Source organism: Deltaproteobacteria bacterium (assembly GCA_029858205.1).
Taxonomy (GTDB): domain Bacteria; phylum Desulfobacterota; class GWC2-55-46; order GWC2-55-46; family DRQE01; genus JAOUFM01.
The window spans coordinates 88,653-104,734 of record JAOUFM010000006.1; the positions used below are offsets into that span (position 1 = coordinate 88,653).

16 protein-coding genes and 1 tRNA gene are annotated in these 16,082 nt (G+C 52.8%); 1 reads left to right on the plus strand and 16 read right to left on the minus strand.

Annotated features, from left to right (window positions below; translation table 11 throughout):
- Nucleotides 1-33 precede the first annotated feature (33 nt).
- The 7 genes from OEV59_06595 to OEV59_06625 all read right to left on the minus strand — a co-directional run bounded on the left by OEV59_06595 (nucleotide 34) and on the right by OEV59_06625 (nucleotide 5,684).
- The gene (locus OEV59_06595) at nucleotides 34-969 is read right to left on the minus strand and encodes a glycosyltransferase (protein MDH4227405.1); all 936 of its coding nucleotides are present in this window, start codon (nucleotides 967-969) and stop codon (nucleotides 34-36) included.
- 68 nt (nucleotides 970-1,037) lie between these two features.
- Nucleotides 1,038-1,778 (minus strand): 3-oxoacyl-[acyl-carrier-protein] reductase, encoded by a 741-nt coding sequence (gene fabG / locus OEV59_06600; protein MDH4227406.1) that lies wholly within the window; start codon nucleotides 1,776-1,778, stop codon nucleotides 1,038-1,040.
- Between the two features lie 45 nt (nucleotides 1,779-1,823).
- Nucleotides 1,824-2,765 (minus strand): ACP S-malonyltransferase, encoded by a 942-nt coding sequence (gene fabD / locus OEV59_06605; GenBank protein ID MDH4227407.1) that lies wholly within the window; start codon nucleotides 2,763-2,765, stop codon nucleotides 1,824-1,826.
- Between the two features lie 33 nt (nucleotides 2,766-2,798).
- On the minus strand, nucleotides 2,799-3,797 hold the full coding sequence (locus tag OEV59_06610; GenBank protein MDH4227408.1) for a ketoacyl-ACP synthase III: 999 nt from the start codon (nucleotides 3,795-3,797) through the stop codon (nucleotides 2,799-2,801).
- A 67-nt stretch (nucleotides 3,798-3,864) separates the two neighbouring features.
- Nucleotides 3,865-4,887 carry a phosphate acyltransferase PlsX gene (gene plsX, locus OEV59_06615; protein MDH4227409.1) on the minus strand — a complete coding sequence of 341 codons (1,023 nt, stop codon included), beginning with the start codon at nucleotides 4,885-4,887 and terminating at the stop codon, nucleotides 3,865-3,867.
- Between the two features lie 58 nt (nucleotides 4,888-4,945).
- Nucleotides 4,946-5,131 (minus strand): 50S ribosomal protein L32, encoded by a 186-nt coding sequence (gene rpmF, locus OEV59_06620; GenBank protein ID MDH4227410.1) that lies wholly within the window; start codon nucleotides 5,129-5,131, stop codon nucleotides 4,946-4,948.
- Nucleotides 5,132-5,156: 25 nt separating this feature from the next.
- Nucleotides 5,157-5,684 (minus strand): DUF177 domain-containing protein, encoded by a 528-nt coding sequence (locus OEV59_06625; GenBank protein ID MDH4227411.1) that lies wholly within the window; start codon nucleotides 5,682-5,684, stop codon nucleotides 5,157-5,159.
- A 124-nt stretch (nucleotides 5,685-5,808) separates the two neighbouring features.
- Between OEV59_06625 and OEV59_06630 the strand changes: the two genes are divergently transcribed.
- A tRNA-Gln gene (locus OEV59_06630) sits at nucleotides 5,809-5,882 on the plus strand.
- Nucleotides 5,883-5,949: 67 nt separating this feature from the next.
- Here the strand turns inward: OEV59_06630 and OEV59_06635 are convergent.
- From OEV59_06635 to OEV59_06675, 9 genes are all read right to left on the minus strand, one after another.
- Complete coding sequence (locus OEV59_06635; protein MDH4227412.1) at nucleotides 5,950-7,020, minus strand: chemotaxis response regulator protein-glutamate methylesterase; 1,071 nt, start codon at nucleotides 7,018-7,020, stop codon at nucleotides 5,950-5,952.
- Nucleotides 7,011-7,481, minus strand: coding sequence for a hypothetical protein (locus tag OEV59_06640; GenBank protein ID MDH4227413.1), 471 nt, complete (start codon nucleotides 7,479-7,481; stop codon nucleotides 7,011-7,013). The genes OEV59_06635 and OEV59_06640 overlap by 10 nt, the downstream gene beginning before the upstream one ends.
- A 22-nt stretch (nucleotides 7,482-7,503) precedes the next feature.
- Nucleotides 7,504-9,549: an ATP-binding protein gene (locus OEV59_06645; GenBank protein ID MDH4227414.1), complete on the minus strand. Its 2,046-nt coding sequence runs from the start codon at nucleotides 9,547-9,549 to the stop codon at nucleotides 7,504-7,506.
- 6 nt (nucleotides 9,550-9,555) lie between these two features.
- The gene (locus OEV59_06650) at nucleotides 9,556-10,962 is read right to left on the minus strand and encodes a response regulator (GenBank protein MDH4227415.1); all 1,407 of its coding nucleotides are present in this window, start codon (nucleotides 10,960-10,962) and stop codon (nucleotides 9,556-9,558) included.
- A gap of 67 nt (nucleotides 10,963-11,029) precedes the next feature.
- Entirely contained in the window at nucleotides 11,030-11,509 is a 480-nt protein-coding gene (locus OEV59_06655) for a hypothetical protein (GenBank protein MDH4227416.1), read from the minus strand.
- The gene (locus tag OEV59_06660; protein ID MDH4227417.1) at nucleotides 11,485-12,255 is read right to left on the minus strand and encodes a ParA family protein; all 771 of its coding nucleotides are present in this window, start codon (nucleotides 12,253-12,255) and stop codon (nucleotides 11,485-11,487) included. Before OEV59_06660 ends, OEV59_06655 begins: the two co-directional genes overlap by 25 nt.
- Nucleotides 12,255-13,016, minus strand: coding sequence for a chemotaxis protein CheW (locus OEV59_06665; protein MDH4227418.1), 762 nt, complete (start codon nucleotides 13,014-13,016; stop codon nucleotides 12,255-12,257). The genes OEV59_06660 and OEV59_06665 overlap by 1 nt, the downstream gene beginning before the upstream one ends.
- Before the next feature lie 25 nt (nucleotides 13,017-13,041).
- On the minus strand, nucleotides 13,042-14,640 hold the full coding sequence (locus tag OEV59_06670) for a methyl-accepting chemotaxis protein (protein ID MDH4227419.1): 1,599 nt from the start codon (nucleotides 14,638-14,640) through the stop codon (nucleotides 13,042-13,044).
- Between the two features lie 41 nt (nucleotides 14,641-14,681).
- Nucleotides 14,682-16,082 (minus strand): methyl-accepting chemotaxis protein (locus OEV59_06675; GenBank protein MDH4227420.1); only part of this gene is annotated, 1,401 nt, incomplete at its 5' end.

Sequence of the window (16,082 nt, forward strand, 5' to 3'; positions counted from 1 at the left end):
CCGTGGCGCGTTTCGTTACCGCTCCCCTTGCCTCTATGCCTGCCTAAGCGCACGACTCCTTAAGATGCGTTTAAGCCCTTTTAGCGGATTTAATAGCCACGCATAGACCTTTACGTTGAACGGCCATATGATGGCGGCCTTTAAAAACTCCTTGTATGCCGAAAAAAACGGCTCTCCGCGCCTAAACCTCTCCTTGCCCCTTATGTAGCAGAGCCCGGAGTCGAACTTCTTTTTTGCCGACATATCGACGCGCCCGCTGTTTAGCGCCATGAACTTCTCGAAACTCTTTTGCGAATAATACAACGCTGCCTCGAAATCGGTTAACGAGAGCCTCACACCATCGTGCCTTCTATACATCAGAAGCGGTTCCCTGATAATAAAGACCTTGCGGTCAAGGGCAAGGTTTAATACAAAGAGCTGGTCTTCAGCCACCTTAAGCTCTGCGTCAAAGCGAAGGGAAAGAAGGCACTCCTTCCTTACAAGAAGCGATTGCACAGGAACAAACCCTGTTCTTCCGCCAAGCAGCGCATCCAGCACGCGCCCGTCGGCCGGTAATTTAGGCACCAATGTATCGAACACGCGTCCGTCATTTCCGATGATGTCAAACCCCGTGCAGCAGACGTCGAAGGCCGGGTTATCACAAAGCGCGCCAATCTGCTTTTCGACCTTCGTCGGCCTCCACATGTCGTCGGAATCGAGAAAGGCAATGAACTCACCTGTTGCCTCTTCTATTCCGCGGTTCCTTGCGCTCGATACGCCGCCGTTTGGCTTTTTTATATAACGTATGCGCGAATCACCGAGCGCAGTAACAACCTCGCCGGTATTGTCTGTCGAGCCGTCGTCTACGATGATGACTTCGAGGTTTACGTAGGTCTGGGCAAGTACGCTTACTACGGCCTCCTTCAGGAGTAGAGCCCTGTTAAAGGTCGGAATGACCACGCTGACCATGCCGCTTTGTCCTGTTGCCATAATGCGTCCCGCCGAATTGATGCAAAAAGATGCGTAAAAACAAACGCCGCGCTCGCGCGGCGTTCATCCTACATGTAGAGCCCGCCGTTTATACTGAGGACGTTACCCGTAACATAGCTTGCAGCGTCGGATGAGAGAAAGAGCACGCCGCTTGCCACGTCGTCGGAAGTACCGAGCCTTGAAAGAGGTATCTGGCTTATAAGCGCTTCCCTTGCCTTCTCTGGCATGGCCTGCGTCATTGCTGTGTCGATGAAGCCCGGGGCAACGGCATTGCAGGTAATCCCTCTTGATGCATACTCCCTTGCAACGGTCTTCGTAAGCCCTATGAGCCCGGCCTTGCTGGCAGAGTAATTGGCCTGCCCGGCATTGCCCATAAGCCCTACAATCGATGCGATGTTGACAATTCTACCGTACTTTGCCTTGCTCATGACCTTCACCGCGCTCTTTATGCAGTTAAACGAGCCCTTCAAATTGACATCCAGCACGGCGTCCCAGTCCTCTTCGCTCATGCGCATGATGAGCTTATCTCTGGTGATGCCGGCGTTGTTTACGAGTATGTGAAGGCCGCCAAGCTCCTTTACCGCTTCATCCACCATTGCCTCGGTCTCTGCCGGGCTTACGACATTGACCTTCATCGAGGCGGCCTTTTGGCCAAGGGCCTTTATATCGGCTACGGTCTTCGCGCTCTCTTCCTCGTTCACGTCTACGATAAACAGGTTCGCACCTTCTTTTGCGAATTTTAGAGCTATCTCTCTGCCTATGCCCCTTGCGCCCCCTGTTATAAGAGCGACCTTATCTTTCAATATCATGGCAACGCCTCCTTGTCGAAATTAATGCTACACCCAAAGCGCCTGTCATGCAAGCGCGGTCTTTATGGTCTCGATATCGCCCGGGCCCTCGAAGTTAAGCGCTGTCATGTCCTTGTCTATTCGCTTAACAAGCCCTGTTAAAACCTTGCCGGAGCCTATCTCGATTACAGCTTCTACACCTTCTTTTCTTAGCCTCTCGATTATCTCTATCCAGCGCACCGGGCTCGTTAGCTGAAGAGCGAGAAGCTCGCGTATCTTTGCCGAATCTATAGTAGGTACAGCCTCGACGTTTGTAACAAGCGGAGGGTTAAGGGACTTAAAGCCAAGCCCCTTCATCTCAGAGATAAGCCTTTCGGCTGCCTTTGCCATCAGAGGCGAATGCGACGGCACGCTCACTGCAAGCGGTATGATTTTCTTAGCGCCTGCTGTCTTTAGAAGCTCTGAGGCCCTTGTAACAGCCTCGCCGTGCCCGGATATTACTATTTGTCCGGGGCTGTTAAGGTTCGCCGCAACGACCTCTTCTCCGGGCTTTGAGGCCTCTTTACACGCAGCGTCTATCTTATCGGTATCGAGCCCGAGTACTGCTGCCATCTTTCCTGTACCCGGAGGCACTGCCTCCTGCATGAACTTGCCGCGAAGGTTAACGAGCTTTACCGCACTCTTAAAGTCCAAACCGTTTGCTGCAACTATGGCAGTGTATTCGCCAAGGCTGTGTCCTGCGACAAACGCAGGGGTAAGCCCGGGAATACCGGCCTTTAAGACCTTTAAGGCGGCTATGGAGGATGTAAGGAGCGCGGGCTGGGTTATCTCGGTCTTATTAAGTTCGTCTAATGGCCCATCAAAGCATATCTTTTTTATATCAAAACCCAGGGCCTCGTTTGCCTCTGTAAACACTGCGGCTGCCTCTGGCAAAGCCTCTAATGCCAGCCTGCCCATTCCAACGCACTGTGACCCCTGTCCAGGAAAAATAAATGCCGTCTTTTTCACTAGTTACAGTCCTTTCTTAATATCAAATATTACCTACCAGCGCACTGCGGCAGAGGCCCACGTCAACCCTCCGCCAAAGGCAACAAAGAGCACAATATCGCCCTTCTTTACCCTGCCCGAAGTAACTGCCTCGGCAAGCGCCAGAGGTATGGAGCCTGCGGATGTATTGCCGTATTTGTCTATGTTGGAGAATACCTTCTCGTCAGGGAGCTTTAACCTGTCCTGCATCGCCGATATAATCCTGATATTGGCCTGATGCGGTATTAATAGGCTCACGTCCTCGGGCTTTAGCCCAGCGCCGTCAAGGGCCTCCTGTATGGCCTTGCCCATGGTTCGCACAGCAAGCTTAAAGACCTCGTTGCCGTTCATCTTTACGCAGTGTTTGGGGTGAGCGCGGTGCTTATGCGCCTCCTTTACGAACGGCACCTTCCCTGCTTCGCCCATTGGCGCGTAGAGCATTTCCCAGTGCCTGCCGTCGGAGTGTATGTAAGACGAAAGAAGGCCGCTGCTGCCTTTAGACGAGCTAAGCACAACTGCCCCTGCGCCGTCGCCAAAAAGAACGCACGTTGACCTGTCCGACCAGTCAAGGAGCCTCGAGAAGAGGTCTACGCCTATGACAAGCGCGTGCTTTACAGAGCCCGACTTGATGTACTTATCGGCAATATCAAGAGCATAAAGAAATCCGGAGCACGCGGCAGATACGTCAAAGGCAGGCACGCCGGAGGGAACTCCAAGGCGCGTCTGCACAAGACACGCAGTCGACGGAAAAGCCATGTCAGGGGTAACAGTGCCTACAACTATCAGGTCTATGTCGGAAGGTGAAAGAGAAGAGGCATCGAGCGCGTCCTTGGCGGCCTTGAAGGCAAGGTCTTCTGCGCTCTCGGTTGTGGCTATTCGGCGTTCACTTATGCCTGTTCTCGTGCTTATCCACTCGTGATTGGTGTCAACGACCTTCTTAAGGTCGTCGTTCGTAACGACCAGCTTCGGCACGCTCGAGCCGCACCCCGATATTTTACCGATAAGTTTTGTCATCGAACCAATTCAGAGATAAAGTGCGCGAACATCGCTTCGCTACCCCAAACGATACGGCAGGCAGGCTTTATACGGCCGCCTCTTCGCCGGCAACTACGAGATCCTTGTTTTCCTCTATCTCTTCGGTAAGGTGCTCGTTTACTTTGCCGTCGACGAACTCCCTTGCCTTGAGGATGGCGTTCTTTATGGCCTTTGCATTCGATGCGCCGTGGCTTATGAAGCATACGCCGTCTATGCCAAGAAGCGGAGCGCCGCCGTACTCGGCGTAATCTATCTTCTTTTTTAATTTCTTGAAAGCGCCTTTGGCAAGCACGTAGCCTATCTTGGCTATGAAGCTCGACATGATTTCCTTCTTAAGCATCGAGACAACGGCCTCGACAAGCCCTTCACTGAGCTTCAAAACGACGTTACCTACAAAACCGTCGGTCACGACCACGTCGATATCGCCCTTGTAGATATCCTTACCTTCGACGTAGCCGATGTAATTTAACGAGGTCTTTTTTAGAAGCTCGTGCGTTGCCCTCGTGAGGTCGTTACCCTTACCCTCCTCCGAGCCGTTGGAGAGAAGCCCTATTCTGGGCTTGGTTTCGTTAAGCACGTACTTGGCGTAGACATCGCCCATGATGGCGAAGTGCACCATGTGTATGGGCTTACAGTCCACGTTTCCGCCTGCATCGAGCACTACAGCCGGGTTCTTCATAGTCGGCATGCAAACGGCTATGGCAGGCCGCTCGACCCCCTCGACCCTCTTCATAAGGAACATTGCAGCGGCCATTGCGGCGCCGCTATTACCGGCACTTACTACGGCAGAGGCAGCGCCTTCCTTCACTGCGTCGAAACACACGCGAAGCGAAGAGTTCTTTTTCTTTCTCACGGCCTGGACAGGGCTCTCCTCCATACCGATTACTTCGGTCGAGTGCCTGACAGTTATATCGAGGCCCGATGTGTCGTGATTCGAGAGTTCGCGGTTAACTGAATCGGTATCACCGGCGAGTATTATGCCAACCCCTTCGCGCGCGGCCTGTACAGCTCCGGCTACGATAGGCTCTGGCCCGTAATCCCCGCCCATGGCATCAACGGCAATCTTCATATAGGCAAATGTAAGCAGCGTTTAAACGGTTCGAAAGCGCGCGTAAGGAGGAAGCCCCTTATACGCTCTCCTCAACCTTTAGCGCCGTCCTTCCCTTATATGAGCCGCACTTCATGCACACGTGATGCGGCCTTCTTGGCTCGCCGCACTGCGGACAGAGGTTGGTGGCGGGGGCTGTCAGAGCGTCGTGGCTTCTCCTTCTTCCCCTCTTGGACCTGGAATGGCGTTTCTTTGGATTTGGCATGTGTATTCTACCTTTCGGATTATAGTTATTTTACCTTGAACCCTTTAAGCTTCTCGAGCCTCGGGTCCGTCTTCTCTTTTTTCAAACAATCGCATTCCTTCGCGTTCAAATCAGCGCCGCAGTAAGGACAAAGCCCCTTGCAAGCGGCCACGCAAAGCGGCTTTACCGGAAGCTCGAGGGAAAGCTGCTCGGCGATAACGTCGAAGGTCTCTATCTCCTCACCCTCGAAGTACGAAACCTCCAGGTCGTCTCCCGTAAGTTCCTTTTCCCTTGCCCCGCCATCGCTGCCATGTATGAGACGGCTACGAAAGACGGCCTTTACGTCAAAGGAATACTTCTTTAGACATCTCGAGCACAAGGCCGCGGCCCCTGTGGTTTCAATTGAGCCGTTAACCTCAATAAGCGGCCCCATGCGCCTTAACTCAAGTGTTGCCTTCAGCGGAACTTGAAGCTCCACGTCCGTTCCCTCGAGCACGGCAGTAAACCTCGACGGCTCGAACGTTTCGTCCAGGACGAGCCCCTCTGCGTTTATGTCCTCGACCTTTATCTTCATAACGGGCAAACCGTAAATTGTTATTATATATCACAAGCTTTGGCCGTGTCAATAAAATTAACTTGACCTAACCAGCGGAAAATGTTAATAAATATAGCTGCGCTTAAGCACGCATAGCAGATACTGGGGGATCGTCTAACGGCAGGACTACGGACTCTGACTCCGTATATCTAGGTTCGAATCCTAGTCCCCCAACCAACTTTCTCTAAAATCAAAGGGCCGGTCTTTAGACCGGCCCTTTTTACGTCAGGCGTACCTCTGCGCTCTATACTCCCTGGCCTCTGGCCTTTACAGCGCTCTCTATCTGGTCGGCTACCATGTTTATAGGCAGCACGATATCGGCCATCCCCTGGTCAACGATGAACTTCGGCATACCGTAGACAACGCACGTTGCCTCGGACTGCGCAATCGAGAGCGCGCCCTTTGCCTTGAGTTCCTTCATCCCGGACGTGCCGTCGTTGCCCATGCCGGTTAGCACTATCGCAAGTGTATTTTTCCCGTACACGGAAGCAACGGAGCGAAACATCACGTCCACACTTGGCCTTAGAAGCTCGTTCTCAGGATGCTTATCCAGGTGTATGCAGACTTCGTCCTTTGCCTTTCTCACTGTCATGTGAAGACCGCCCGGAGCTATGTAGACGTGCGCCGGCTTTAGCACGTCGCCTTCCTCCGCTTCCTTGACAGTCACCATGCTGTCTGAATCCAGGCTCTCGGCAAGGGATTTGGTAAAGAGCGGCGGCATGTGCTGAACAACGAGCACAGGCACCGGAAGCGACATGGATAGCTTGGGTATTATGTTATGAAGGGCCTGTACGCCGCCTGTTGAAGAGCCTATGGCAACGATACTGTTTTTAACGTCCACTAGCCGAAGCGTATCGCGAACCGAGCCCTTCTCCGCAGCGGTCGCCGGAGCCGAGGCAGCGGTCCTGCGCTTGGGCTTTACCTTTGCCGCTATCTTGAGCTTGCCTATAAGCTCGTCCCTTACGGCGCCAAGGTCCATGGATATGGAGCCCGAAGGCTTCTCCATGAAATCAACGGCGCCCTCCTGCAAGGACTTAAGCGTTACCTCCGCGCCCTTTTTCGTATGCGCTGAGAACATGATAACGGGCGTCGGAAAGTCGTCCATTATCTTCTTAAGTGTTGTAAGCCCGTCCATGCCCTCCATCTCGACATCGAGCGTCACGACGTCTGGAGAGAGGTCCTTCAGTTTTTTAAGGCACTCCTCGCCGTTAGAGGCCATGCCAACGACATTGCACATGGGATCGGAGGCGATAAGCTTGCTTAACGCCTTCCTCATGAAATTCGAATCGTCTACTATAAGCACCTTTATTTGCATTCCACACCCGCGGCCTTTATGGCTTCCATTAATTTCTGTTTATGGTCATCTTTTGTCAAATCCTCGAAAATACGGGCAAGCACCGGGGACGTCACCTTGATAAGTCTCGTATACGCTGCTTCTACAAGCGTATGCTCTATCTTGGCAGCCAGGCAAAGCGCGTCGGCACCCGAATACCCGCCCTTTTCAGCGTATGCGAGATGTCCGTCGAGCACGGCGTTGGCGGCCTTTAATTCGTCAAGCTTCACCGAAGTCCCTGCGAAAGCACCCGGGACCCTTTCGAGCATAGAAAGCTCGTTACGAAGGAATGCTGCATGCGCGTCCTCCTCGCCTGCAAGCGTGCGCCACAACTGCTCGTGCTTCTCATCACCTACGAACTTATTATGAAAGACCCTGTATATGCTGGCTACCTTCCTCTCCATCTCTATCGCCGTCTCCAGCACTTCCTTTGCATTAGCCACTGCCGTCTGCTCCCTCTACGCCTTAATTCGAAATTTTATATGGTATGAACACATAGAAAGTCGTGCCCTTTGTCTCTACACTCTCAACCCTTATCCTGCCGTTATGAAGATCAAGGAGCTTACGCACGAGGAAAAGCCCCAGCCCAACACCCTCGTAGAACCTCGCGGAAGAGGAATCTATCTGATAGAAGGCGTCGAATATCTTCGTAAGCCTTTCGGGGCTTATGCCGATACCCTCGTCCTTTATCATCATCTCGATACCGGTAGCGCCGGCACTTGCCTTTACTGTGACCTTGCCGCCCTTGCGGCTAAACTTCACCGCGTTTCTTAGAAGATGCGTCACTATCTCGTAGAGCCGCTTCGGATCTCCGTCGACGTAAAGCGGCGCCGCCCCGAGGTCTTTTTCGACTACTATCTGGTTCTCGTTTGCGTACTTCATTATATCGCTTATCACATCGCCAAGAACGTTCTTCATGTCAACGTGCTGGACGTTCAAGAATATCCTTCCTGCCTGTATTGACGCGGCCTCGAGAAGCTCGTCAAGAACAAGCTGCAAGTTACGGCCGCACATGAACATCTCGTTTATAACGTCCTTTTGCACCTCGCTAAACTCGCCGACATCGCCGTCCCTCATTATCTCGAGGTAGCCGAGGATGGGAGTAAGCGGGCTTCTAAGCTCGTGCGATATGGTCTGGAGGAAATCGCTCTTGAGTCTCTCGAGCCCCTTAAGTTCGGCGTTAACCTTCTCGAGCTCTCTAAACGCCTCTTCAAGCTCGCCCTGATGCTTCTCGAGCTTATCGTACGCCTCCTTGAGCATCGCGCTCGCTTCCAGTGTCTCCTGGTTCGCGGTCCTGAGCTCCTCTGTGCGCATGTCTACCAAAAGCTCCATATTGGTCTTATAAATGGCTATCTGACTTGCCATATCGTTCATTTCCACGGCAAGCTCTGCCATCTCGTCATTGCCTTTGACAGGTATTCGGGTTGAGAAATCCCCGGCTGCAAAGCTCTTGGCAGCGCTAAAGAGCCTTTCTATAGGTGTCGATATGGACACTTTTATCAGCAGCCATACGAGCAGTATGGACACCATGACCGGGAATAACATGGCATAGAGCAGCGTCTTGGCGAGCCCGGCAGTAAGCGCGAGCTTCTTCTTCATATCGCTTACGCCTACGAAAGTTCCCTCGTTTGCGCCGGTCGCAACATTCACTATCGGGAAGCCGTAGCAATAATACTTTTGCCCCTCATCGCCGTCCTTGAGGTATTCGAACGCAGGTTTCTTGGAAAAGACGTCGATGTTCGTTTCCTTGAAGCACTCCTTTAATACCGAGTCTTCCTCAACGCTTCCTTCGCTGCGAAGCTGCGTCGAAACAACGGCATAATGGTCAAGGGTGCTCCATTCGTAGCCCCCGAGGTTCGGCTTATACCCCGTTGCCCAATAATCCTTGTTTATCATCTCCTTGGAAACAGTCACGCCAACGGCGCTGTACTCGGGTATGTTAAGGTGCTTTACAAGCCTTACGATATCGTGGCCAAGCTCGATATAGCCTATGACCTTATCGCCCGCTTTAAGCGGCTTGGCAACGCGGTACGCGTACCCCGACCTGCCAAGCGAAAACCCAGCTGCGGCCTTGCCGGTACGCATCACCTCATCGAAAAACGCGCCATGCGCCTTATCGCCGTGCAATTCCTTATTATGGACGCGCAAAAACACGCGACCATCGGGCTCTATGAAATAAAAAAGAGATATCCCATAACGCCCCTTAATGTCCGTAAAGCCGGAGTTCAGGTACGCATGAAGCCCTGCTCTGTCGCGAGCCTTGAACAACTCGATGGTGCGCTTATCGTGCTCGAGGATATCGAGCGCTACCATAAGCGAGTCGAACACCTCGTGCTGATGATGCTCGAACTCTTTCTTCGTGTCTTCGACATGAGCGAGCAGCGTTGTCCGCGTGGCCTCCATGTAATGGATGCGATAGACTATGTAAATGGCGGAAAACCCGACCAGGAACGCGAGCATGATAATAAAGACCATCTGCTCGCCTATTTTAAAGTTCCGTAGATTAATCATGATGTCCTAGGCGTGCGCCGCCGCCTTTTCTATTATCGCGCGCACGGCATCGCTCCCTATGGCGTTCAAAAGCGCGTCAACCACCACCGGGTCGAACTGCACGCCCTTGAACTTCTGAAGCTGGTCGACCGCGTCATCTATCTTCATCGCCTTTCTGTAAGGCCGCGAAGAAAGCATCGCGTCGAATGCGTCGGCAACCGATATTATCCTTGCTATAAGCGGTATCTCCTCGCCCCTTAACCCGTCGGGATACCCTTTGCCGTCATAACGCTCGTGATGGTGCCTCACTCCCGGGATATAATCCTCAAGAAGCCGTATGGACTTAAGTATGACGGAGCCGAGTTCCGGGTGCCTGGCGACCTGGTTTTTTTCGTCGCTCGTAAGCGCGCCCATCTTGTATAAGTGATGGTCCTCGGTGCCTATCTTGCCTAAATCGTGAAGACGCGCCGAATGGCGGATTGTAGTGAGCAAGTCCTTCGTAAGCCCCATCTCAACGCCTATTATCATGGAATATTCCGTTACGCGCTCGGAATGGCCTTTTGTGTACGGGTCCCTTGCTTCGAGGGCCATAATCAGCGCCTCGACTATTTCCCTCAAAAACTCGGCCCGCTCGGCCTCCTTAAGTTCCTGAAAGAGGAAGTTCTTCTTAAGGCTATCGAAAACGCGCTTTTGTCTGCTAAGCAGAATATCCCCGACAGCCTCTCTTAGCACTTCCTGCGTAAAAGGCTTCTTTATATAATCCGAGGCCCCGCTCTTGACCGCGTCCCTTACCTTCTGCATCTCGTCGGAAGAGGTTATGACCATGACGTCGAGCGTTGGCTGAACGACCTTGCTTCTTTTGAGAAGCTCTATGCCGTCCATATAGGGCATATAGATGTCGCATATCATGACGTCGTAGGAGCAGTTATTTAGTAGCGCCAGCGCGGCATTCGGATCGTTCACGGCCTCGATTGAGCCGATGCCGGAAAGAGCGCTCTTCATGAAGTTCGTAAGGGCCTTGTCGTCGTCGACTATGAGAAGCTTCGCGCCCTGTATCTGCTTATCGTACTCAACGCGCGCGCCGAGAACGCGGTGGACGGAATCAAGAAGCTCCTTCTTCCTAAACGGCTTTTGCAGGTAGTCGGAGGCGCCAAGCTTCATTATCTCGACGGCGAGCTTTTCATTTCCGTGCCCGGTAACGACTATGATGTCGACATCAGGGTGATTGCGCTTGACCTCGCGCATCACGTCGACCCCGGTTGTGCCTGGCATCATGTAATCGAGAATAAGAAGCGCTGGCGGGTCCAGGGCAATCTGCCTTACGGCATCGGCGCCGTTATCAACGGTCATTACGTCATAGCCCTCGGTCTGCAAAATGGTAGCGAGGAGCTTACGCATGTACTTATCGTCGTCTACTACAATAATCTTTCTCATGGCTGAATAATCGCCTGTTGTCGGCGTTCTTTAAAATCTGGCTTCGCCGCTTGTTTGTCTGCTACAATTAATCCAGTTCGAGCCACTCGACAAAATCTGCGAAAGCGCCGAAGGTTATGTTCTTTTCATCGCTCGAGAGTTCCACCTTCGAAACGCTGCCGTGGTATTTCTCGAGTATTTCCTCGCCCGGGACGTCGAAGGGCTCTAACTCTCGCACACTCGCAAAACCTTCCCTGTCGCCGCTAATCGAAAACTCGCGCCCGTCGGCCAGCGTGAACTTCACCTCGAAGTCCGACTCTGCCCCCGATGCCATCAGATTGCCCCATACCCTCTCGGCAATGGTCTTTGGCGAGTACCTGGAGGCCCTGCCCGGCACGGCTGCGGCAATAGCCGAGGTAACCGGCGACGGCATAACCGACGGCGACGCTATCGGCACGGCCGACGGCATTGGCGGCGGTATGAGGGTATCCGACAGTCTCGACCTCATGGCCTTGGCAAGGTCCATTTTCTTGGCCGCGCTGCTTAGCCCGCTCTTCTTTTTGCGCATGCCATTACCTCCTCGGCAAGATTTAAATAATCCTCGGAACCCCTGCCCCTTAAGCTGTGCTCGAATATGCTTTTAAGGTGCCCAGGTGACTCCGCAAGCTTCACGTCGTTTCTTATGACCGTCTTGAAGACCGAATCAGGGAACGACTTTCTCACGGTCTTTAGCACGTCTACCGAGAGCACGTTTCTGTCACTAAATCTCGTCACGAGTATGCCCATCAGCTTAAGCGATGAGTTGATCTCGCGCACGTCCTCTATCCTTGCAAGAAACTGCCGTATCCCTATCAGCGAATAAAAGCCCGTATCGACCGGCACGATTATCCAGTCGCTCGCAACAAGGGCGTTGGTTGTAAGAAGCCCTATATTCGGAGGACAGTCTATAATGACATAATCGTAATCAGCGCGAACCGTGTCTATCTTTCGCCTTAGCCTCTCGACCCGCCCGGTCATGTCGCGAAGCCTGTCCTCGGCGTAATTAAGCGTCGGGTTCGAAGGAGAAAGATGCAGGTTCCCTCTCTTGAATATCGCGTACTTGAAATCCAGGGCATCGTCAAGCAGGATATCCGATATGGACACGGGCAGGTCTTCTATGTTCACTCCGAAAGTTACGGAGGAATTGCCCTGCGGGTCCATGTCGATTAAGAGCACCCGCTTACCAAGTATCGTAAGGGCGGCGGAAAGGTTAACGGACGTAGTGGTCTTGCCGCACCCGCCCTTCTGGTTGCCTATGGCTATGACCTTGGCCACTATACGTCGAACTCTTTAAAGAGCGAGGTCCCGGATATGACAAGGAGCTTGCCGCCGTCCTCTTTAAGAGTCACCTCCTGGCCCTTGAACTTCTTTCCAACAAAATACGTCTTGCCGCGCACTTCTATCATTCCCTCGCCATTTACTACAGCGCTCCTGGTCTGTATCTCTGCCGGGCCTTCTTCTTTTTCCTCTTCGGCTTCCGGCGAAGCGGCCTTGGCCGTTTTCACGGGCCTTGCCTCTTCTTCCTCTTCTTCATCCTCCTGCCCTTCGCCCTCTATGGCGCCAAGCACGAGCTTCTCGGTTGTGGAGAATATTTCATCGAGGTTGAGTATCGTTATAAGGACGTTCTTTACCTCGGCTACTCCCTCTATGTACTCGGTCTTTAATCCCGAGACAAGCGGGGGCGGCGGCTCTATGTCGTCCTCGGAGAGCTTCAATACCTCGAACACCTTGTCCACCTGTATGCCTATCGTAAAATCATGGAGTTCGATTACTATTATCCTTGTATCGGCATCGCGTCCCTTGGATGTAAGAGAAAACCGCTTTCTTAAGTCAACAACCGGGATTATCTCTCCCCTTAGCGATATCATGCCCTCGATGAACTCGGGAGTTTTCGGAAGAGGCACGATGTCGTATCTTGCGATTATCTCTTTAGCACGGCTGACCTCGATGCCGTACTTTTCTTTTCCAAGGCCGAGGGTGACGAACTTCTTTATAACGGCCGATGCCCTTTCCTTTTGCGCCACCTGAATTTTCATAAAACCTCCTTAAAGGTTAAAAAAGCTATATCTTAAACTGGTCTACGAGCCTCTTTAGATTATCCGAGAGCCTCGCGAGCTCATGCGCCGTGTTGGCAATCTGCTCGGACGCAGCAGCGCTTTCCTTTGTAATGGAGCTTATGGTCTCGACCGCTCCTGCGACCTTGTCGCTAACCTGAGCCTGCTGCCTTGCTGCCTCGCTCATGTCTTTGGTGAAGAGCTCTGTTTCCCTCACAGACTCGATTATGCTCTGGAGCGCGTCCCCTGTCTGGTTCGTAAGTGTAGTCCCTGCCTCAACGTCCTTTGTAACGCGGCCCATGGCCTCTGTAGCTGCAAAGGTCTCGTTTCTTATTTCATCTATTATAGCCGTTATCTGCACAGTGCTCTTAGCACTTTGCTCCGCGAGCTTTCTGATTTCCTCTGCAACGACCTCGAACCCCCTGCCGTGCTCTCCGGCCCTTGCGGCCTCGATTGCCGCGTTTAGCGCAAGAAGGTTCGTCTGCGCCGCTATCTCGCTTATCACGTTCACTATCTTGCCGATTTCCTGGGATTTATCCCCAAGCTGCCCCACCTTCTCGGAAGACCCTTGCACAGTGTCCTCGATTTTGCTCATCCCTGCCATCGTGTCCTGAACAACAAGGCCGCCCTTTTCCGCAAGCTCGGTTGCAAGCTTCGAGGACTTAAGCGACTTGGAAGCGTTGTCAAATACCTGCTGCACCGAACTTGCCATTTCCTCCATGGCCGTTGCTGTTTCGGAGGCCTGGCGGTGCTGCCTTTCCGCGCCGTTTGCGAGCTCTTCGGTGGAGGCAGATATTTCCTCGGTTGCGGAGGCAAGGCTCGTTGCGTCGTCCTTTATGCGCTTTAACATCTCGCCAAGTTTCTTTGACATGGCATTGAAGGAATTCCCCATGTCTCCGATCTCATCCGATGTCCTGATATCCACCTTCATCGTCATGTCGCCTGAGGCCATCTTCTCGCTCGCCTTCACGAGATTCTGCACAGGCCCTGTTATGGCCTTTGTAATAACGCTTGCGAGGATCAGCCCAATACCTATGGAACTAAGCGTCACAAGGGCGATTATGATATTAGCGTTTCTTGCGGTCTTTCCCGCCGCATCAAGGTTCTTATCCCCGACGGCCTCGACAGCATCCTCGAGGGTCCTTAGCGCATCGGCAAGACTATCGGTTGAGTTATCGAAGGCGCTCATCAGCCTGTCGCCCTCTGCCCTGTTGCCCGAGGCGTACGCCTTGCTCATTTTATCGCCGGCAGCGACCATGGCATCGTACTTTGCCACTGCGTTCGCTATGCTATTTCTCTCCTCATCGCTCCCTGCCATGGACTTAAGCTTATCCACCCATGACGCAAAATCCGCTTTGAGATTCTTTATCTCTGCCGCGCTCTCAGCGCTTCCGGTAAGCGAATAATCGGTAAAGGCGTTTTGCTGCCTTCTGGCCGATATGCGCGTGTTCATCACCGCGTCGTCATAGCGTCCCGAGAACTTGATAAGTTCCGCGCTGTCAGTAACCCTTCCAAGACTTATCCAGCTCACCACACCTACAAGCAAAAGCAGGATGAGCACTATGATAAACCCGCCAAATATCTTGGTACCAAGCCTTAGCTTCATACCCCCTCTTCATTCCCGGCGGATGGGCCGCCGAATACGGTTTACATCTTAAACCTTCCAACAAGCCTTCTCATGCCGTCTGCAAGTTTCGCAAGCTCCTGAGCTGTGTTGGCTATTTCCTCGGAAGCAGAGGCGCTTTCCTTTGTAATGCTGCTTATGTTCTCAACGGCCTTTGCCACCTGATCACTCACCGTTGCCTGCTGCTTGGAGGCCTCGCTCATGTCCTTTATAAGCGTCGAGGTCTCCTTTATGGAGCCGATTATCTTCTGAAGGGCATCGCCGGTCTGGTTCGAGAGCTTTGTGCCTTCCTCAACCTCGCGCGTAACGCTGCCCATGGAATCAGCTGCCATGTTGGTCTCTTTTTGTATTTCCTCGATGATGTTGGTTATCTGCACAGTGCTCTGCGCGCTCTGCTCGGCGAGCTTTCTGATTTCCTCTGCAACGACCTCGAACCCTCTTCCGTGCTCGCCTGCCCTTGCGGCCTCGATTGCTGCGTTAAGTGCCAGGAGGTTCGTCTGCGCGGCGATTTCGTTTATGACGTTCACTATCTTGCCGATTTCCCTCGACCTTACGCCGAGTTCTTTTACCTTGTACGCCGACTGCTGAACGGTCTCCTCGATCTTGCTCATGCCGTTCATGGTCTGCCTGACTACCCTGCCGCCGTCCTCTGCCTCACGGCTGGTTCTATCCGAGGAGTCAAGAGACTTCTTCGAGTTCTCGAACACAAGGTGCACGGAACTTGCCATCTCTTCCATGGCGCTTGCGGTCTCGGAAGCCTGCTTATGCTGGTTGTCGGCGCCGCTTGCGAGCTGTTCTGTTGCGCTCGATATCTGCTCTGCAGCGCTCGAGAGCTGAATGGCGTTGGAGTTGACATCCTTTATGATGGAATGCAGCCCCTCCAGAAAACGGTTAAAGGCCTTTGAGGTCTCTGCTATCTCGTCCGAGCCCTGCACCGCGAGCCTCTTTGTTAAGTCTCCCTCGCCGCTTGCGAGCTCTTCCATGGACTTATGCAGGAAGCCGACTGCGCCGGTGATGCTCTTCGTTATAAGATAAACAAGAACTATGGTCACAACAAGCGCCGCAAGCGTTATTATAACGGCTACTATAAGGGCGGCACGCGCAGACGAGGCCTTGTCCGCGGTCATTTTATCAAGATCGGTTGAAAGTTTGACGTCAACCTCTCTTAAAAGATTTATCTTTCCCGTCATGGCAGAGAACCAGTCGTTGGCGTCGACCCCGAAGTTGCCGGTCATGCCTTTTTCAAGGGCGATTTTACGATATCTCTCGACCTCGCTTACTGCCTGCCCCTGCATCTTGCTGTTGTAAAAATTCACCTGCTCGGGCCATGCATTGGCAATAAAGACCTTGGTGTAAGTCTCGGTTTCGCTCATCATGGATATAAACTTGTTATACATGCCCGGACCAAAGGCATTCTTGGAAAA